The 18,909-nt window shown below is 65.7% G+C and carries 13 protein-coding genes; 8 read left to right on the forward strand and 5 right to left on the reverse strand.

Annotated features, from left to right (window positions below; all coding sequences use genetic code 11):
- Positions 1 to 50 precede the first annotated feature (50 nt).
- The 3 genes from LY284_RS06520 (at position 51) to LY284_RS06530 (ending at position 5,089) form a co-directional block, all read left to right on the forward strand.
- Entirely contained in the window at positions 51 to 2,636 is a 2,586-nt protein-coding gene (locus LY284_RS06520) for a [protein-PII] uridylyltransferase (RefSeq protein ID WP_014191123.1), read from the forward strand.
- Positions 2,637 to 2,642: 6 nt separating this feature from the next.
- Entirely contained in the window at positions 2,643 to 4,595 is a 1,953-nt protein-coding gene (locus LY284_RS06525) for a pseudouridine synthase (RefSeq protein ID WP_014191122.1), read from the forward strand.
- Positions 4,596 to 4,852: 257 nt separating this feature from the next.
- Entirely contained in the window at positions 4,853 to 5,089 is a 237-nt protein-coding gene (locus LY284_RS06530) for a hypothetical protein (RefSeq protein WP_041730314.1), read from the forward strand.
- A 51-nt stretch (positions 5,090 to 5,140) separates the two neighbouring features.
- Here the strand turns inward: LY284_RS06530 and def are convergent, their stop codons facing one another.
- From def to LY284_RS06555, 5 genes are all read right to left on the reverse strand, one after another.
- Positions 5,141 to 5,674 carry a peptide deformylase gene (gene def / locus LY284_RS06535; RefSeq protein ID WP_014191121.1) on the reverse strand — a complete coding sequence of 178 codons (534 nt, stop codon included), beginning with the start codon at positions 5,672 to 5,674 and terminating at the stop codon, positions 5,141 to 5,143.
- Positions 5,671 to 7,749 (reverse strand): NAD-dependent DNA ligase LigA, encoded by a 2,079-nt coding sequence (gene ligA / locus LY284_RS06540; RefSeq protein ID WP_014191120.1) that lies wholly within the window; start codon positions 7,747 to 7,749, stop codon positions 5,671 to 5,673. Before ligA ends, def begins: the two co-directional genes overlap by 4 nt.
- A gap of 212 nt (positions 7,750 to 7,961) precedes the next feature.
- Positions 7,962 to 9,233, reverse strand: a complete 1,272-nt coding sequence (locus tag LY284_RS06545; protein WP_014191119.1) for a cell division protein ZipA C-terminal FtsZ-binding domain-containing protein — start codon at positions 9,231 to 9,233, stop codon at positions 7,962 to 7,964.
- Positions 9,234 to 9,382: 149 nt separating this feature from the next.
- Positions 9,383 to 12,898, reverse strand: coding sequence for a chromosome segregation protein SMC (gene smc / locus LY284_RS06550; RefSeq protein ID WP_014191118.1), 3,516 nt, complete (start codon positions 12,896 to 12,898; stop codon positions 9,383 to 9,385).
- A gap of 130 nt (positions 12,899 to 13,028) precedes the next feature.
- Positions 13,029 to 14,015, reverse strand: a complete 987-nt coding sequence (locus LY284_RS06555) for a DMT family transporter (protein ID WP_014191117.1) — start codon at positions 14,013 to 14,015, stop codon at positions 13,029 to 13,031.
- A 192-nt stretch (positions 14,016 to 14,207) separates the two neighbouring features.
- Between LY284_RS06555 and dapC the strand changes: the two genes are divergently transcribed.
- From dapC to prmB, 5 genes are all read left to right on the forward strand, one after another.
- Positions 14,208 to 15,425 (forward strand): succinyldiaminopimelate transaminase, encoded by a 1,218-nt coding sequence (gene dapC, locus LY284_RS06560; RefSeq protein ID WP_014191116.1) that lies wholly within the window; start codon positions 14,208 to 14,210, stop codon positions 15,423 to 15,425.
- A gap of 41 nt (positions 15,426 to 15,466) precedes the next feature.
- Positions 15,467 to 16,294, forward strand: a complete 828-nt coding sequence (dapD, locus tag LY284_RS06565; protein WP_014191115.1) for a 2,3,4,5-tetrahydropyridine-2,6-dicarboxylate N-succinyltransferase — start codon at positions 15,467 to 15,469, stop codon at positions 16,292 to 16,294.
- Position 16,295: 1 nt separating this feature from the next.
- Complete coding sequence (locus tag LY284_RS06570; protein ID WP_014191114.1) at positions 16,296 to 16,667, forward strand: ArsC family reductase; 372 nt, start codon at positions 16,296 to 16,298, stop codon at positions 16,665 to 16,667.
- Between the two features lie 95 nt (positions 16,668 to 16,762).
- Complete coding sequence (gene dapE / locus LY284_RS06575) at positions 16,763 to 17,899, forward strand: succinyl-diaminopimelate desuccinylase (RefSeq protein ID WP_014191113.1); 1,137 nt, start codon at positions 16,763 to 16,765, stop codon at positions 17,897 to 17,899.
- Between the two features lie 29 nt (positions 17,900 to 17,928).
- Positions 17,929 to 18,813, forward strand: a complete 885-nt coding sequence (gene prmB / locus LY284_RS06580; protein WP_014191112.1) for a 50S ribosomal protein L3 N(5)-glutamine methyltransferase — start codon at positions 17,929 to 17,931, stop codon at positions 18,811 to 18,813.
- Positions 18,814 to 18,909 lie beyond the last annotated feature (96 nt).

Genomic DNA, 18,909 nt, shown 5'->3' on the forward strand with positions numbered 1-18,909 from the left:
CGGCCACGGTGGCCGGCGCGTCTCTCTTCTCTCGCCTTCCCGTCCGATCCATGAGCAGCACTGCCGCCGTCGCCACGCCCTGTGAAACGCTGCGCGCCGCCTACAAGGCGGCGAAGGCGGCGCTCATCGATCGCTTTCAGGCGGCATCGAACGTCGAGCCGATGATGCACGCGCTCGCGCACGCCACCGACGACGCCCTCAAGGGCGCCTGGGCCGCCTGCGACATGCCCGAGCGCGCCACGCTCGTCGCGGTCGGCGGCTTCGGACGCGGCGAGCTTGCACCCTATTCCGACGTCGACATTCTGGTGCTTCTGCCCGACGCCTCGCCGCAACACGACGACGCGGAGCTCAACGGCCGCGTCGAGCGCTTCATCGGCATGGCGTGGGATCTGGGGCTCGATATCGGCAGCAGCGTGCGCTCGGTCGAACAGTGCATCGCGGAAGCGGGCAACGACATCACCGTGCAGACCTCGCTGCTCGAAGCGCGGCGCATCTGCGGCGATACGCAACTGTTCCAGCGCTTCGGCGCGCGTTATCGCGAAACGCTCGATCCGCGCGCGTTCTTCCAGGCGAAAGTGCTGGAAATGCGCCAGCGGCACGCGAAGTTTCAGGACACGCCCTACAGCCTCGAACCCAACATCAAGGAAAGCCCCGGCGGGCTGCGCGATCTGCAACTGATCCTGTGGATCGCGCGCGGGGCGGGCTTCGGCAGCAACTGGCGCGAACTGGACACGTGCGGGCTGATCACCGATCGCGAAGCGCGCGAACTGCGCCGCAACGAGGGTTTCCTGAAGGCGCTGCGCGCGCGGCTGCACGTGATCGCGAAGCGTCGCCAGGACATTCTTGTCTTCGATTTGCAGACGCCGCTCGCCGAAAGCTTCGGTTTCGAGGCCACGACGGCCAAGCGCGCGAGCGAGCAGCTCATGCGCCGTTACTACTGGGCGGCGAAGGCGGTCACGCAGCTCGCGACCATCCTGATCCAGAACGTCGAGGCGCAGCTTTTCCCGTCGACGAGCGGCATCACGCGCGTGATTTCCGGGCGTTTCGTCGAGAAACAGGGCATGCTCGAAATCGCCCGCGACGACGTTTTCGAGCGCGAGCCCCACGCTATTCTCGAATCGTTCCTGCTTTACGAGCAAACGCGCGGCGTGAAGGGTTTTTCGGCGCGCACCCTTCGTGCGATCTACAACGCGCGCGATCTGATGGACCGCGACTGGCGGCGCGACCCGGAGAACCGGCGCCTGTTCATGGAAATCCTGAAGCAGCCCGAAGGCATCACGCACGCGCTGCGGCTCATGAACCAGACGAGCGTGCTCGGCCGCTATCTGCTGAACTTCCGGCGCATCGTCGGCCAGATGCAGCACGATCTCTATCACGTCTACACCGTCGATCAGCACATCCTCATGGTGCTGCGCAACCTGCGGCGCTTCGCAATCGCGGAGCATGCGCACGAATACCCGTTCTGCAGCCAGTTGATGGGCAACTTCGAGCGCCCGTGGGTGCTATACGTCGCGGCGCTGTTTCACGACATCGCCAAAGGGCGCGGCGGCGATCATTCGACGCTCGGCATGGTCGACGCCCGGCGCTTCTGCCGCGAGCACGATATCGGGCAGGAAGACAGCGAACTCGTGGTCTGGCTCGTGCAGCAGCATCTGACGATGAGCCACGTCGCGCAGAAACAGGATACGAGCGATCCCGAAGTCATCAAGCAGTTCGCGTCGGTAGTGAATACCGAGCGGCGGCTCACGGCGCTCTATCTCCTGACCGTCGCGGACATTCGCGGCACGAGCCCGAAAGTCTGGAACAACTGGAAAGGCAAGCTGCTCGAAGACCTGTTCCGCGCGACGCTGGCCGTGCTCGGCGGCGCGCAGCCCGACGCTCACTCGGAGCTCAAGTCGCGTCAGGAAGCGGCGCTCGCGCTGCTGCGCCTCGAAACCGTGCCGGAACATGCGCAGAAGCGTCTTTGGGACCAGCTCGACGTCGGCTATTTCCTGCGGCACGATCCCGCCGATATCGCGTGGCAGACGCGCGTGCTTTACCGGCATGTCGAGAGCGACGAGCCGATCGTGCGCGCGCGGCCCTCGCCCATCGGCGCGGCGCTGCAGGTGCTCGTCTACGTGAAGGACCGCCCGGATCTCTTTGCGGGCATCTGCGCGTACTTCGACAAAAACGGTCTGTCCGTGCTCGATGCGCGCGTGACGACGACGCGCCACGGCTATGCGCTCGACAACTTCCTCGTTTCCCATCCGGATCACGACGGGAGTTATCGCGACATCGCCAATCTCGTCGAACAGCAACTGGCCGCGTTGCTGGCCGACGAGCGCATCTTGCCGGAGCCGTCGAAGGGCCGCGTCTCGCGGCTCGTGCGCACGTTTCCGATCACGCCGCGCGTCGATCTTCGTCCCGACGATCGCGGCCAGTATTACATCCTGTCCGTGTCGGCCAATGACCGGCAGGGCCTTCTTTATTCGATCGCGCGCGTTTTGGCGCAACACCGGATCGGCGTGCAGGCCGCGCGGATCAACACGCTCGGCGAACGCGTCGAGGACGTGTTTCTGATCGACGGCAAAAGCCTGTCGAACAACCGCACCCAGATCCAGGTGGAAACCGAGTTGCTGCGCGCGATCGCAGCCTGAGACTTTATGCGCGTCAAACTGACAGCCAAACATCCGCGTCCCACATCGGCGACGCGCTCGCCGGTTCGATCCGGCACCACCACCGGGCGCAAGCCTGCGCGTCCGGCGGCGCCGGAGGAAGCGCGTCCGAAGCGCGCCGGGCAGCCGGGCGCTGAAAGGCGTGGCGATGCGCCGCGCGAGCCGCGCGCGTTCAAATCGCGGGGCGATGATTCGCGTCCCGCGTCCGGTCCGCGCAAGGGCGCGGAAGGACGCGCGCCGGGCAGCGATGAGCGTCGCGCGTTTAAACCGCGTGGCGAAGATTCGCGTCCCGTTTTTGGTGAGCGCGGTCCGCGCAAGTCGTTCGGCGACCGTCCGGCTCGCGGCGAACGCGCATCGGGCGGCGATGAGCGTCGCGCGTTCAAACCGCGTGGCGACGATTCGCGTCCTTCTTTCGGCGAGCGCGGTCCGCGTAAGTCGTTCGAAGACCGTCCGGCTCGCGGTGAACGCGCATCGGGCAGCGATGAGCGCCGCACGTTCAAACCGCGTGGCGAGGATTCGCGTCCTTCTTTTGGCGATCGTGGTCCGCGTAAGTCGTTCGAAGACCGTCCGGCTCGCGGCGAACGCGCATCGGGCGGCGATGAGCGTCGCTCGTTCAAACCGCGTGGTGACGATTCGCGTCCTTCTTTCGGCGAACGCGGTCCGCGTAAGTCGTTCGAAGACCGTCCGGCTCGCGGCGAACGCGCATCGGGCAGCGACGAACGCCGCTCGTTCAAACCGCGTGGCGACGATTCGCGTCCTTCTTTCGGCGAGCGCGGTCCGCGTAAGTCGTTCGAAGACCGTCCGACACGCGGCGAACGCGCATCGGGTGGCGATGAGCGTCGCGCGTTCAAACCGCGTGGCGACGATTCGCGTCCCGCTTTCGGCGAGCGTGGACCGCGTAAGTCGTTCGGAGACCGCACATCGGGCGGCGACGAACGCCGCTCGTTCAAACCGCGCGGCGACGATTCGCGCTCATCGTTTGGCGAACGCGGTCCGCGAAAATCGTCCGAAGATCGCCCGGCACGCGGCGAACGCGCATCGGGCGGCGACGAACGCCGCTCGTTCAAACCGCGCCGCGACGATTCCGAGCGCCCGTTCGCCAAGCGCGACGAAGCGCGCAAGCCCGCGGCGAAACCCGCCGCGCCCGTCGCCGAATCCGAGCCGAAGCATCGCGACCATCACGACGGCCTCGTGCGGCTTTCGAAAGTGATGTCCGAGCTCGGCCTCTGCTCGCGCCGCGAAGCCGACGAATGGATCGAGAAAGGCTGGGTGCTGGTCGACGGCGTCGTCATCGACACGCTCGGCACGCGCATTCGTCCGACGCAGAACATCGAAATCCTGCCGGCGGCACACTCCGCGCAGTCGCAACTCGTTACGATCCTCCTGCACAAGCCGGTCGGCTACGTGTCGGGTCAGGCGGAAGACGGCTACGAGCCCGCCGTCACGCTCGTCAACGCGGCCAATCACTGGGATGAGGACCGCTCGGGCATCCGCTTCACGCCGGGCCATCTGCGCACGCTCGCGCCGGCGGGCCGGCTGGACATCGATTCGACGGGCCTGCTAGTGCTCACGCAGGACGGCCGAATCGCGAAGCAGTTGATCGGCGGCCATTCGGAAGTCGACAAGGAGTATCTCGTGCGCGTGCGCTTGGGCGACCATACGGCCGACGTCGATCGGCACTTGCCCGCCGACAAGCTCGCGCTCCTGCGTCACGGTCTCGAACTCGACGGCGTGCCGCTCAAGACGGCGCAAGTCAGCTGGCAGAACGGCGAACAGCTTCGTTTCGTGCTGCGCGAAGGCAAGAAGCGGCAGATCCGCCGCATGTGCGAACTGGTCGGGCTGGAAGTCGTCGGCCTGAAGCGCATCCGCATGGGCCGGGTGACGCTCGGCGCGTTGCCGCCGGGACAGTGGCGCTATCTCGCGCCGAACGAAACTTTCTAAGCAAGTCGCAGCATTCGCACGCGCCCCGGTCGAGGCGCGCGCGACGCGCGTGTTGCGTCGCAAAAAAACGACGTTTCAGCAAGCAATTTGGCACGATGCAGTCCCGATCGTGCCTTTTCGTTTTTGGCCGCTTTTTGGCTAAAGAAAATGAGTCATCGATCCGTTACACCTGTCAGGCAGATGGGCGCTGCGCGCGGCCTGCCAACGGGCTGGGCGGCGGGATCAGCAGCATCGAACGGCATTGAAGGAGAAGCGTCATGTCAGTTGAAATCATCGTTCGGGAAACAGGGACCGGTCTGGAGATCGTGAGCGGCCGACGACGGCTCGAAGCCCTGCTCGCCCTGCGCGACGAAGTCGTCGTGATGAGCCCCGGCGTCGGCGAAATGGTCATCGCCCGCCTGCCCGACGGACGCTTGCAGGCATCCGCCAATCCGGAGCATGTCGAATTGTTCCGCCAGCCCGATATCAGCGGCAGCCCGAAAACGCTGGCGTAAAGAAAAGGCCGCCCTTGCGGAGCGGCCCTGTTCGTTCGCGGTTCGAAGGCTTTATTCGTCGCGCACGGGATCGAGTCCCGGGAAGAGCACTTCGGTGAAGCCGAATTTCGAGAAATCGGTGATGCGCATCGGATAAAGCTTGCCGATCAGATGGTCGCACTCGTGCTGCACGACGCGCGCATGAAAGCCCTCGGCGAGGCGCTCGATCGCATTGCCGTACTGATCGAAACCCTGATACCGGATCATCGAAAAGCGCTGCACCGCGCCGCGCAAGCCCGGCACGGACAGGCATCCTTCCCAGCCCTCCTCCATGTCGTGCCCGTTGGGCATGATGATCGGATTGATGAGCACCGTCTCCGGCACCGACGGCGCGTCGGGATAGCGCTCGTTGTGACCGAAACCGAAGATCACCACCTGCAGATCGACGCCGATCTGCGGCGCGGCGAGCCCCGCGCCGTTGGCGTCGCGCATCGTGTCGAACATATCCTGCACGAGCGCGTGCAGTTCCGGCGTATCGAAATGCTCGACCGGCTGCGCAATGCGCAACAGGCGCGGATCGCCCATTTTCAGGATTTCGCGAATCATGGAGTGACTCCTTCCAAAAGCTTCTTCATGCCGTCTTCGTCGAGAACCGGAACACCGAGTTCTTCCGCCTTCGCGAGCTTGCTGCCCGCTTCCGCGCCCGCCACGACGTAGTCGGTCTTCTTCGATACCGATCCGGCCACCTTCGCTCCGGCCGTCTCCAGCATTTCCTTCGCTTCCTCGCGCGAGAGCGTGGGCAGCGTGCCCGTCAGCACGACGGTCTTGCCCGCGAGCACGCCCTGCGGCGCTTTCGGCGCGGGCGGGCCTTCCGGCCACGACACCTTCGCACGCAACTGCTCGATCACATGCTGGTTGTGCGCTTCGCTGAAGAAGTTGTATATGGCTTCGGCCACGATCGGGCCGACATCGTTCACTTCCAGCAGTTCTTCCACCGACGCCGACATGATCGGATCGAGCGAGCCGAAGTGCTTCGCGAGATCCTTCGCCGTGGATTCGCCCACATGCCGGATGCCGAGCGCGTAAATGAAGCGCGCGAGCGTCGTCTTGCTGGCTTTTTCCAGCGAGTCGATCAGGTTTTGCGCGGATTTGTCCGCGAAGCGATCGAGCGCCGCGAGCGTCGAAAAGCCCAGATGGAAGAGATCGGCCGGCGTGCGCACGAGGTTTTGCTCGACCAGTTGATCGATGATTTTCTCGCCGAGCCCGTCGATGTCGAGTGCGCGGCGCTGCGCGAAGTGCCAGAGCGCCTGCTTGCGCTGCGCCGGGCAAAAGAGCCCGCCCGTGCAGCGCGCAATGGCTTCGTCCGGCAGGCGCTCGATCTTCGAGCCGCAAACCGGGCACTCCGTCGGCATCACGAACTCGCGGGCGTCCGCCGGACGCCGCTCGAGAATGGCGCCGACGACTTCGGGAATCACGTCGCCCGCTCGCCGCACCGTGACCGTATCGCCGATGCGGATGTCCTTGCGGCGCACTTCGTCTTCGTTGTGCAGCGTGGCGTTGGTGACGGTCGCACCGCCGACGAACACCGGCGCGAGCCGCGCGACCGGCGTGATCGCGCCCGTGCGGCCGACCTGCACGTCGATGGCCAGCAGTTCGGTCAGCGCTTCCTGCGCCGGGAATTTGTGCGCGAGCGCAAAGCGCGGCGCGCGGGAGACGAAGCCGAGCTTGTCCTGCTCGTCGCGGCGATCGACCTTGTAGACGACGCCGTCGATGTCGTACGGCAGCTTCTCGCGCTTCTCGCCGACCTTGTGAAAGAAGCCGAGCAAGCCGTCCGCCCCTTCGACCACCGCCCGCTCCGCATTCACGGGCAAGCCCATCTCCTTGTACCAGTCGAGGAGCGCCGCATGCGTGGCGGGCATGTCCGCGCCTTCCAGCACGCCGATGCCATAAGCGAAAAACGAGAGCGAGCGCTGCGCCGTCATTTTCGGATCGAGCTGGCGCAAGCCGCCCGCCGCCGCGTTACGCGGATTGGCGAACTCGCGCAGGCCCGCGTCGCGCTGGCGCTGGTTGAGGCGCTCGAAGTCGCGCTTGAACATCAGCACTTCGCCGCGCACGTCGAGCCGCTTCGGCACGTTCTTGCCCTTCAACGTAAGCGGAATCGAGCGGATGGTGCGCACGTTCGCCGTGACGTCCTCGCCGGTCGCGCCGTCGCCGCGCGTGGCCGCCTGCACGAAGCGGCCGTCCTCGTATCGCAGGGAAATTGCGAGGCCGTCGAATTTGAGTTCGCACGCGTATTCGACGCCCGCATGGCCCAGCGCATCGGACACGCGCTTGTCGAACGCGGCGATGTCTTCGTCCGCGAAACCGTTGTTGAGCGAGAGCATCGGCACGTCGTGAACGACCGGCGTGAAGCCCTCGGCCACTTCGCCGCCCACGCGCTGCGTCGGCGAATCCGGCGTGATCAGATCCGGATGATCCGCCTCGATGCCCTGAAGCTCCTTGAAGAGCGTGTCGTATTCGGCGTCCGGCAGGTCCGGCTGGTCGAGCACGTAGTACGCGTAGTTCGCGCGCTCCAGTTCCGCACGCAGCCATGCCGCGCGCTCGGCCGGGCGATCGGCACTGGGCACGGCAGCGCCCGACTGTCGGACGGCGGCGGATTCGGCTTTTGTTTTTGCGGACATGCGGCTTCGATTCGAATGGGTGAGTTAAATCGGACAACCGGTCGTTCGATTGTCTCAGAAGATCGGTAAATCGTGGCATCGGCCGAACGGCCTAGGTTCCACCTGAAGCGCGACCTCAACGCGGCGGCTCCCACGCAAAAGAAAGCGCCCCGGTGCGGGGCGCGATTTTCGCGACGGCGAACACGCGCAGCCAGCCGCGCGCGTGGCCGCGGTTACTGACTGAAAAGACGACGCGTGGCGGGCGAGCCGGCCGGAATGCCCGCCTGCTCCAGCTTCGCGTAGAGCGTCATCAACTGCTTTTCGATGGCGAGCAGCGCCGATTCGGGCAACGGCCGGCGCTGATCGTCGACGACGCGCGCACCGATGCGCTCCGACAGCGATTTCGCGTAATCGCACATCAGCCGGAACGGCAGGATGTCTTCGTCCGCGACGGGCACGTCGAGCACGAGCGTGATCATCTGGCCGCCCTTGTAGGTGAGGTCGTCGCGCAGGAAATTGGTGTCGCCGAACTGAAGCATGAAAACGGGGTTCTGCTTCGCGTCGAGCTTCACGAAGCGCGTGCCGTCGCGCGAAAGCAGCAGGCCGTCTTGCGAGGCCACCGCCTGCACGTAATTCGCGGACCACGGCGCGCCGTCGGAGAGGATGTTGATCGACAGTTGCGCATCGCACTGCGCGGCGAACGCGTCGAGCTCGCGTGCCATGCCGACGGTTTCCATCATGTCGGGGAATTCGGGCGCGCCGTCGATGGCGTCGGCGAGACGCTGCACGCCGGTCACGAACTCGGAGAATTCGAGCTCGTTCAGCGGGCCGCTGCGGTTCGCGAGTTGCGCGGCGGCGCGCAGTTCTTCATAGCGCGCGCCGTTGCGCGGCAGTTCCCACGCGCTATCGCCTTCCGTCTTGCCTTCGATCGTGACGGGCTTCGTGCCCGCGCGGCGCAGACGCTGCGCGAGCGGAATCACGCGATCGCCCGCGACCGGGGCGGCGAGACGAATCGGCACGACGCAGTCGATGCGCCGGTCGACGATCGCCGGCGGCGCCGACGAAATCGTCGTCGCGGCGGGCATCACCGGCTCGGCGCGTTCTTCCTCGCTGCCGCGTTCATCGCTTTCGCCGCTTCCGGAGATGCCGTTGGCCGAAGTCGCCTCGGCCTGAAGATCGACGGCGGTATCGGCCGGTGCGACCGGCGGCGTCTCCGCCAGCGAATCCGCCGACGCGCTCGCGCCGCCGAAACTTGGCTCGACGCGCGCCTCGCGCGGCTCGGCGTTGCCGTCGCCCGCCACCGGCTCGCGCCGCGACTGGCGCACGGGCTCGATGAACGGCTGCTCGTCGTCGGTTTCCTGACGCGCGAGCGCGTCGGCCGCTTCGTCGGGCATCGGGCGCGGCATCTTGCGACGCACCTTGGCCGACTGCCACGCGTTGTACACAACCACGCCGCCCACCACCACGGCTCCGGCTCCAATCAAACCGAGTGTCAACTCGTCCATGCAGGCTCCATCATTCTTTTTGGGTTACGAAGCGCCGCGCGATCTGCCGCGCGCATCGCGCCGTCTGGCCGATGCGCGCACTCCGCGCCGTGACGCACGTTGCCGGAACGTCGTCCGGTTCTCACTCGATTCCTATCCGGCGCAGTCCTTCAGCCGTTCTGCGCAAAACCCGCCGCGGCTTCCATATCCACCGCGACGATGCGGGACACGCCCTGCTCCTGCATCGTCACGCCGATCAGTTGCTGCGCCATTTCCATCGCAATCTTGTTGTGCGAAATGAACAGGAACTGCGTCTTCGCCGACATCGCGCGCACGAGATTCGCGAAACGCTCCGTGTTGGCGTCGTCGAGCGGCGCGTCCACCTCGTCGAGCAGACAGAACGGCGCCGGGTTCAACTGGAACATCGCGAACACGAGCGCCGTGGCGGTCAGCGCCTTCTCGCCGCCCGACAGCAGGTGAATCGTCGAATTCTTCTTGCCGGGCGGCTGCGCCATCACCTGCACGCCGGCGTCGAGGATTTCGTCGCCGGTCATGATGAGCTTCGCCTGCCCGCCGCCGAAAAGACGCGGAAACAGTTCGCCGAAGTGACGGTTCACTTCGTCGAACGTACCTTGCAAGAGCGCGCGCGTTTCCTGGTCGATCTTCTGGATCGCGTCTTCCAGCGTGTTGATCGCGCCGTTCAGATCCGCCGATTGCGCGTCGAGGAAGTGCTTGCGCTCGGTCGCCGACGCGAGTTCTTCCAGCGCGGCCATGTTGACGGGGCCGAGCGCGGTGATCGCGTTGTTCAGGCGCGTGACTTCGCCCTGCAGATACGACGGTTTCATGTCCGGCGTGAGCTTCTGCGCGAGCTCGGCTTCGTCGACGCCCGCCGCCTGCAACTGCTCGACGAACTGCTCGCCGCTGATGCGCGCGGCCTGCTCCTTCAACTGCAATTCGTTGATCTTGTCGCGCAACGGCTGCAGCGAGCGTTCCGCCAGCAGGCGCTGTTCGTCGCACTGACGCAAACGCGCGGTGAGATCGTCCAGTTCGACGCGCGCCGCATGCAGCGATTCCTCGCGTGCCGCGCGCACTTCGAGCGCATCATGCAAACCGGTTTGCGCGGTCTGCTCGTTGATCGTTTCGAGTTCGGCGCGCGCGTCTTCCAGCGTGCCCGCGATGCGCTCGCTCTGCTCTTGCGCCGTGTCGATATTGCGCCGGTATTCGTCGATCTTCGAGGACAGACCGCGCACGGCGAAACTCGCGTCGGTCGCGGCGCGCTCCAGTTCGCGCAGTTCGTGGCGGGCGCTCGTCAGTGCCTCGTCGAGCGACTCGAACGCGAGCTGGTTGTCCTCGAAGCGCGCCTGCAACTGCGCGATTTCGCCGTCGTGGCGCTCGAACGCGGCTTCCGATTCGGCCCGCAGCGCGCGCTGTTCGTCGACCTGCGCGGCGATTTCTTCCAGTTCCTCGCCGATCTGCGTGTTGCGCTGCGTGTAGCGCTCGTGCGCCTGCGCAAGCTTCAGCACGTCCATCTGCAAGGCGTGCACGCGCTGCGTCGCGCGTTCGGCGGCGGCGCGCGCTTCGGCGAGCGCCTGCGTGCCTTGCGTGTGCGCGGCGTCGGCGCGAACTGCGTTGGCCTTCGCTTCGTCGGAAAGGAGCGCCTGCGCGCGCACCTGCTTCGTCAGGTTCTCGATTTCCTGCGCACGCGCCAGCATGCCCGACTGCTCGGAGTCCGACGCGTAAAGCTGCACGCCCACGCGCGTGACGATATGTCCCGCCTTCACGACGAACGCGGCGCCTTCCGGCAACTGATTGCGCGACGCGAGCGCCTGCGCGATGTCATCCGCGACGAAGGTCGTCGCCAGCCATTCGTTCAGTACGGCGCGTAGGCCCGGATCGTCGATGCGCACGAGCGAAAGCAGCGAGCGCAAGCCTTGCGGCGTCTCGACCGGCTTGCCCGCGGCGGGCGGCGAATAGAACGCGAGCTTGGCGGGCGGCGCATCGGTGGCGAAGGCCTTGACCCAATCCAGATTCGATACTTCCAGCGCGGCGAGACGCTCGCGCAGCACGGATTCGAGCGCCGCTTCCCAGCCGGTCTCGACGTGCAGCTTCTTCCACAGACGCGGCAGTGCGCCGAGCTCGTGCTTGTCGAGCCACGGCTGGATCTTGCCCTCGGTCTGCACGCTTTCCTGCAACGCCTTGAGTGCGGCAAGACGCGCTTCCAGCTGATGGATGTGCGCGCTTTCCTTCTGGACGCGTTCTTGCGCTTCGCGCCGTTCGGCGTCGAGACGCGGCGCGGTTTCCTGCGCATCGGCAAGACGCGCCTGCGCTTCGGCGAGCACTTCCTCGTGCTCCGCGAGCTGCATGCGCAATTCTTCGAGCTGCGCTTCGTCGGGCGCATCGAGCCCGCTCGCTTCGTTCTTCAGACGTTCCTGGCGCTGCTGCAATTGCTGAAGCTGCTGATCCGCGTTGCGCTGGTGCGCCGCTTCCAGCTTGAGTGCCTGTTCCGCGCGCGCGATGCCCGCGCGTTCTTCGTTCAGCTGCGCCTGCGCGTCGCGCCAGCGGGCTTCGAGCGCGGGCAGCGCGTCGTGCTTCGCGGCGGCATTTTCCTGAGCGATCGCGGCTTTCTCTTCGCCTTCGGCGAGCGCTTCGGTCGCGGAATCGATTTCGTCGTGCGCTTTTTGCGCCTGCGCCTGCCATTGCTCGCGCTGCGCGGTGAGCGCGGCGATCTGCGCCTGCACGCGATTGCGCGATTCGACGATGAAGCGGATCTCCGCTTCGAGCCGGCTCACTTCGGCATTGGCTTCGTAGAGCGAGCCTTGCGCGCCCTGCATCGCGTCGCTCGCGCTGTAATGCGCGACGCGCAGCGTTTCCAGTTGCGCTTCGACTTCGCGCAGGCGCGCGGTCTGCGCTTCGAGCTCGACCTGCGCCTCGCGGATCGCGCGCTGCTGGCGCTCGGCCTCGCTGCCGGCTTCTTTCTTGCGCAAGAGCCACAGAAGGCGTTGCTTTTCTTCGCCTTCGGCCTGCAATTCCTTGTACTTCGTCGCGACGACAGCCTGCGCTTCGAGCTTCTCGAGATTCGTCGACAGCTCGCGGATGATGTCTTCGACGCGCGTCAGGTTCTCGCGCGTGTCGTGCAGACGATTCTCGGTTTCGCGGCGGCGCTCCTTGTACTTCGACACGCCCGCGGCTTCTTCGAGAAACACGCGCAGTTCTTCGGGCTTCGCCTCGATGATGCGCGAGATCATGCCCTGCCCGATGATCGCGTAGGCGCGCGGGCCGAGACCGGTGCCGAGGAAGATGTCCTGAATGTCGCGGCGGCGCGCGGGCAGATTGTTGATGTAGTAGCTAGAGGTGCCGTCGCGCGTGAGCACGCGCTTCACGGCGATTTCGCCGTAGGCGCTCCACTGGCCGGCGGCGCGGCCGTCGGCGTTATCGAAAATGAGTTCGACGCTCGCCCGGCTGCCGGGCTTGCGCGCCGTCGAGCCGTTGAAGATCACGTCCTGCATCGATTCGCCGCGCAACTCGGAAGCGCGCGATTCGCCGAGCACCCAGCGCACGGCATCGATGATGTTGGACTTGCCACAGCCATTCGGCCCGACTACGCCGACCAGTTGGCCGGGGACCTGAAAATGCGTGGGATCGACGAAGGACTTGAAGCCAGCGAGTTTTATCGAGGTCAGACGCACGGCGATATCGCTGTTTTAATGAGTGACGGAGGATGAATAGCAGACAGGCCGCAGCGCGGCCCGTCGAACACCGGACGAGCGGCAGTGAGTGCCAGGAAACTGGCCCGCTGGCCCGGCGAAGCGGACACCATCATACCATCGCGCGAGTCGATTTCTTTTTGCTTTCCGGCGCGTCTTCGGCGATGCCGGGCGCGTCGGTCGCGCCAGGCGGGCGCGGCGCGCGCGGCCGGTGCACCCATGCAGAAAGCACGCACGCGACGACGATGCACGCGCCGCCCGCCCATTCGCGCGGACCGGGCACTTCGCCCGCGAACAGCCACGCCGACAGCGCCGTCACGACGAGCTCGAACAGCATGATGATCGACGCGCGATTGGCCGGCACGCGCGCGAGCCCGATCTGCACGATCATGTTGTTGACCGCGAGCACGACGCCCAGCCCGATCACGATGAACGTCACGGTAGGCACGAGCGCGGCCGTAGGCGGCGCGGGCATCGGCTCGAACAGCGTGACGACGCAGGCGACCAGCGCCGCGCCGCCGAAGATCACGGCGGTGCGCATCTCGGCCTTCATCGCGGGCAAGGTGCGCGTGACCTTGACCACGAGCACGTTGCTCATCGCGAAGCCCATGCCGCCCATGAGACCGGCCCATTCCGCGAGATCGGCGGGCAGCGGCATGCCGAGTTCGGGCGACCAGAGCATGGTCACCGCGCCGGCGAGCGAGAGCAGCGACAGCGCGGCATCGGCGCGGGTCAGGCGTTCCTTCAGGATGAAGTGCGCGAAGATCGCGGTCCAGGCGGGCGTCAGATAGAACAGCAGCAGCACGCGCATCACCTGGCCGTGAATCGCGCCCCACACGAAACCGATGTTCGTCACGCCCGCGGCCACGCCGAGCCCGACGAGCAGCCAGTGCCACGACAGCGTGCTGATCGAGCGGCGTTTCGCGAGCAGCACGAAGATGCACGCTGCGCCGCTCGTTGTCGCGCTGGCGGCGGTGCCGGAAAGGCCCATCGCCGCGAGCATGCGCATCGGATACCAGACGAGGCCCCACACCGACGCGCCCAGCATGATCGCGAGCGTCGGCCATAGCGACGATGCATTGCGCACGCCGCCCGTCATTGCACTGCACCCTTCTTCATCTGCACTTTCGTCCTTCGTGGCGCGCGCCGCCAGCCGCTTCGGGCGCGGCGCCGCGCGCTATAATCGCGAGTTCGTTTCGCGTCCGTTCGATGTCTTCCGATGGCGATTGCGCAGGCGTTTCATGCATTTTCCGCGCCTCGCATGCATCGCTCACTGCTTACCGGTCACGCCGTGAATCCACTTCTCAAGAAACTTCAGCCTTATCCGTTCGAAAAGCTCCGGCTGCTCTTCAAGGGCATCGAGCCGCGCGCCGGATTCACGCCGGTCAGCTTCGGCATCGGCGAGCCGAAGCATCCGACGCCCGCGCTGATCCGCGATGCCGTGGTGAACGCGCTCGACGGCCTCGCCTCCTATCCGGCCACGCTCGGCAGCGAGCCGTTGCGCTCGGCCATCGCGGCGTGGGTGAAAACGCGCTACGGCCTCGCTTCGATCGATGCGGCCACCGAAGTGCTGCCCGTGTCCGGTTCGCGCGAAGCGCTGTTCGCGCTGGCGCAGACTGTCATCGACAGCCGAGCGACGAATGCCGCCGAACCGCCCATCGTACTCTGTCCGAACCCGTTCTATCAAATCTACGAAGGGGCGGCGCTGCTCGCGGGCGCCGAGCCGTATTTCGTCAACAGCGACCCGGCGCGCAACTTCGCCTGCGATTACGCCCAGGTGCCGGCGCACGTCTGGGCGCGCACGCAGTTGCTCTACGTGTGCTCGCCGGGCAATCCCACGGGCGCGGTGCTCACGCTCGACAACTGGCGCGAGCTGTTCGCGCTGTCGGACGAACACGGCTTCGTGATTGCTTCGGACGAATGCTATTCGGAGATCTACTTCGACGAAGACAAGCCGCCGCTCGGCGGTCTCGAAGCGGCGCGGCTGCTCGGGCGCGGCTTCGAGCGTCTCGTGATGCTCTCGAGCCTGTCGAAGCGCTCGAACGTGCCGGGTATGCGCTCGGGGTTCGTCGCCGGCGACGCGGCGATCCTGAAGGATTTCCTGCTCTATCGCACCTATCACGGCGCGGCGCTCTCCACGGTTTTTCAGCGCGCGAGCGTCGTCGCCTGGCAGGATGAAACGCACGTGCGCGACAACCGCGCCAAGTACGTGCAAAAGTTCGAAACGGTCACGCCGATGCTCGCCGAGGTGCTCGACGTGCGCTCGCCCGACGCCGCGTTCTATCTGTGGGCGAACGTCTCGCGCACCGGCCTGACCGATACCGAGTTCGCGGCGCGACTGTACGCCGACTATAATGTGACGGTTCTGCCGGGCTCTTTTCTCGCGCGTCACGCGCACGGCACCAACCCGGGCGAAGGCTTCGTGCGCATCGCGCTCGTGGCCGAAACCGCGGAATGTGTCGAAGGGGCCCGCCGCATCGTCGAATTCTGCCGCACGCTGACATCCTGACCCGCGTTGCCGGTCCAAAACTACCCATCCTTGATACCACTATGTCGCAACAACTTCAGAGCATCATCGATACCGCCTGGGAAAACCGCGCCGAGCTCTCGCCCAAGGCCGCGCCCGCCGAAGTCCGCGAAGCCGTCGCGCATGCGATCGAGCAACTCGATAAAGGCCAGATGCGCGTCGCCGAAAAGCGCGACGGCGACTGGGTCGTGAACCAGTGGCTCAAGAAGGCCGTGCTGCTGTCGTTCCGCCTGGAAGACAACGCGCCGATGCCCGCTGGCGGCTACTCGCAGTTCTACGACAAGGTGCCCTCGAAGTTCGCGAACTACACCGCCGAAGACTTCGCGGCGGGCGGTTTTCGCGTCGTGCCGCCGGCCATCGCGCGCCGCGGCTCGTTCATCGCGAAGAACGTCGTGCTGATGCCGTCGTACACGAACATCGGCGCGTATGTCGATGAAGGCACGATGGTCGATACGTGGGCCACCGTCGGCTCGTGCGCGCAGATCGGCAAGAACGTGCATCTGTCGGGCGGCGTGGGCATCGGCGGCGTGCTGGAGCCGTTGCAGGCGAACCCGGTCATCATCGAGGACAACTGCTTCATCGGCGCGCGCTCGGAAGTGGTGGAAGGCGTGATCGTCGAAGAGAACTCGGTCATTTCGATGGGCGTCTATCTCGGCCAGTCCACCAAGATCTACGACCGCGAAACCGGCGAAGTGACCTACGGCCGCATTCCGGCGGGCTCGGTCGTCGTCGCGGGCAACCTGCCGTCGAAGGACGGCTCGCACAGCCTGTACTGCGCGGTGATCGTCAAGAAGGTCGATGCCAAGACGCGCGCGAAAGTCGGCCTGAACGAACTGCTGCGAGGCGACTGATTTGGCACGCGGATCCACCCCGACCACGGTCGTCTACGGCATTCCGAACTGCGACACCGTGAAGAAAGCGCGCGTGTGGCTGGAAGCGCACGGCGTGCCGTTCGAGTTTCACGACTTCAAGAAGGCCGGCGTGAACGAGAAGCTGGTTCAGGACTGGCTGAAGGACGTGCCGCTCGACCAGCTCATCAACAAGCGCGGCACGACGTGGCGCGGTTTGTCCGACGTGCACAAGGCCGAAGCCGACACGACCTCGGGCGCGATCGCGCTGATGATCCACAAGCCGTCGATCATCAAGCGGCCGGTCGTCGTGGTGAACGGGCGCGTGAAGACGCTCGGGTTTTCCGCCGAGCAGTACGAAACGCTTTTCGCCTGAGCCGACGCGATGACTGTGAACCCGACGGTCATCGCACATGAAAGACGAGTGCCGGCCCGCGCGCCGGCATTTTTTATCGCTGTGGAAAAAGAAACATGTCCGGCACACTCTCTCTCACTGAAGCGCTGATCGAACGCGCCTCCGTCACGCCCGACGATCAGGCTTGCCAGGCGCTCATGATCGAGCGGCTCGCGGCGATCGGCTTCGAATGCGAAACGATTGAATCGGGCGGCGTCACGAATCTCTGGGCCGTGAGGCGCGGCACGGACGCGCAAGGCAAACTGCTCGCCTTCGCCGGCCATACCGACGTCGTGCCGACCGGCCCGCTCGAACAGTGGAGCTCGCCGCCCTTCACGCCCACGCACCGCGACGGCAAGCTCTACGGGCGTGGCGCCGCGGACATGAAGGCGTCGCTCGCGGCGTTCGTCGTGTCGAGCGAGGAGTTCGTCGCGCGACATCCGGCGCATCGCGGCTCGCTCGCTTTTCTCATCACGAGCGACGAAGAAGGCCCGGCCACCGACGGCACGATCAAGGTCGTCGAAGCGCTCAAGGCGCGCGGCACGCGGCTCGACTACTGCATCGTCGGCGAACCGACGTCGAACGCCACGCTCGGCGACATGGTGAAGAACGGCCGGCGCGGCTCGATGACCGGCAAGCTCGTCGTCAAGGGCGTGCAGGGGCATATCGCGTATCCGCATCTCGCGAAAAATCCCGTGCATCTGCTTGCGCCCGCGCTCGCGGAACTCGTCGCGGAAAAATGGGACGACGGCAACGAATACTTCCCGCCTACGACGTGGCAAGTCTCGAATCTGCATTCCGGCACCGGCGCGACCAACATCATTCCCGGCCACGCCGACCTGATGTTCAACTTCCGCTTCTCGACCGCGAGCACGGTCGAAAGCCTGCAAAGCCGCGTTCACGCGATCCTCGAGCGGCACGGCCTCGACTACGACCTGACGTGGATCGTGAGCGGCCTGCCGTTTCTCACGCCGCGCGGCGCGCTGTCCGATGCGCTCGATAAAGCCATCTTCGATGAAACCGGCGTGCGCACCGAACTGTCTACCACGGGCGGCACCTCCGATGGACGCTTCATCGCGCGGATCTGCGATCAGGTCGTGGAGTTCGGCCCGCCGAACGGCACGATCCACAAGATCGACGAGCATGTCGAAGTGCGTTTCATCGAGCCGCTGAAGAACGTCTACCGGCGCGTGCTGGAACACTTGCTCGCCTGAAATTTCAACACAATAAAAAGGAGCCTTCGATGGCGCTGCCCTTCACCACCGTGCGCGACCTGCTGCGCTTCGGCGTTTCGCGCTTCACCGAGGCGGGCCTGTCGTTCGGCCACGGCTCGACCAACGCCTACGACGAAGCCGCGTACCTGATCCTGCACACGCTGCATCTGCCGCTCGACACGCTCGAACCGTTTCTCGACGCGCGCCTGCTCGACACCGAAATCGACGCCGTCATGAAAGTGATCGAGCGCCGCGCGAAGGAGCGCATTCCCGCCGCGTACATCACGCAGGAAGCGTGGATGCACGGCCGCCGCTTCTATGTCGACGAGCGCGTGATCGTGCCGCGTTCGTTTATCGGCGAGTTGCTGCAGGACGGCTTGCAGCCCTATGTGGCCGACCCGGACCACGTCACGCGCGTGCTCGAACTGTGCACCGGTTCCGGCTGTCTCGCGATTCTCGCGGCGCAGGCCTTCGAGAACGCCGATGTCGATGCCGTCGATATTTCCGCCGATGCGCTCGCGGTCGCGCGCCGCAACGTCGACGATTACGGTCTCGACGACCGCGTGACGCTTTACGAAGGCGACCTGTACGCGCCGCTGCCGCAACAGCGCTACGAGGTCATCATCACGAACCCGCCTTACGTCAACGCGCACGCAATGCAGGCGCTGCCGGAAGAGTACCGGCATGAGCCCGAGCTCGCGCTCGCGGGCGGCGCGGACGGCATGGACGTGGTGCGGCGCATCGTGCGCGACGCGGGCAAGTGGCTGACGGAAGACGGCGTGCTCGTGGTCGAAATCGGCAACGAGCGGCCCAATGTCGAGGCGGCGCTGGGCGGCCTCGATCTCGTGTGGCTGTCGACGAGCGCGGGCGACGACAACGTCTTCCTCATCCAGGCCGCGGACCTGCCGGCCTGATTGCCCCGCACGGGCGCACGTTGCGGCGGCGCAAGCGCCGCAACGTTCTCCGACACTTCGCGCCAAAGGGTTGGGTAATATGGCAAATCGCCAAGC

Origin of the sequence: Caballeronia sp. PC1, from assembly GCF_021353155.1 — a bacterium.
Taxonomy (GTDB): Bacteria; Pseudomonadota; Gammaproteobacteria; order Burkholderiales; family Burkholderiaceae; genus Caballeronia; species Caballeronia cordobensis.

What these genes read in the sequence shown, in the direction of transcription:
- LY284_RS06520 (WP_014191123.1), top strand. Translation starts at nt 51, where the DNA reads ATGAGCAGCACTGCCGCCGTCGCCACGCCCTGTGAAACGCTGCGCGCC.
- LY284_RS06525 (WP_014191122.1), top strand. Translation starts at nt 2,643, where the DNA reads ATGCGCGTCAAACTGACAGCCAAACATCCGCGTCCCACATCGGCGACG.
- LY284_RS06530 (WP_041730314.1), top strand. Translation starts at nt 4,853, where the DNA reads ATGTCAGTTGAAATCATCGTTCGGGAAACAGGGACCGGTCTGGAGATC.
- def (WP_014191121.1), bottom strand. Translation starts at nt 5,674, where the DNA reads ATGATTCGCGAAATCCTGAAAATGGGCGATCCGCGCCTGTTGCGCATT.
- ligA (WP_014191120.1), bottom strand. Translation starts at nt 7,749, where the DNA reads ATGTCCGCAAAAACAAAAGCCGAATCCGCCGCCGTCCGACAGTCGGGC.
- LY284_RS06545 (WP_014191119.1), bottom strand. Translation starts at nt 9,233, where the DNA reads ATGGACGAGTTGACACTCGGTTTGATTGGAGCCGGAGCCGTGGTGGTG.
- LY284_RS06555 (WP_014191117.1), bottom strand. Translation starts at nt 14,015, where the DNA reads ATGACGGGCGGCGTGCGCAATGCATCGTCGCTATGGCCGACGCTCGCG.
- dapD (WP_014191115.1), top strand. Translation starts at nt 15,467, where the DNA reads ATGTCGCAACAACTTCAGAGCATCATCGATACCGCCTGGGAAAACCGC.
- dapE (WP_014191113.1), top strand. Translation starts at nt 16,763, where the DNA reads ATGTCCGGCACACTCTCTCTCACTGAAGCGCTGATCGAACGCGCCTCC.
- prmB (WP_014191112.1), top strand. Translation starts at nt 17,929, where the DNA reads ATGGCGCTGCCCTTCACCACCGTGCGCGACCTGCTGCGCTTCGGCGTT.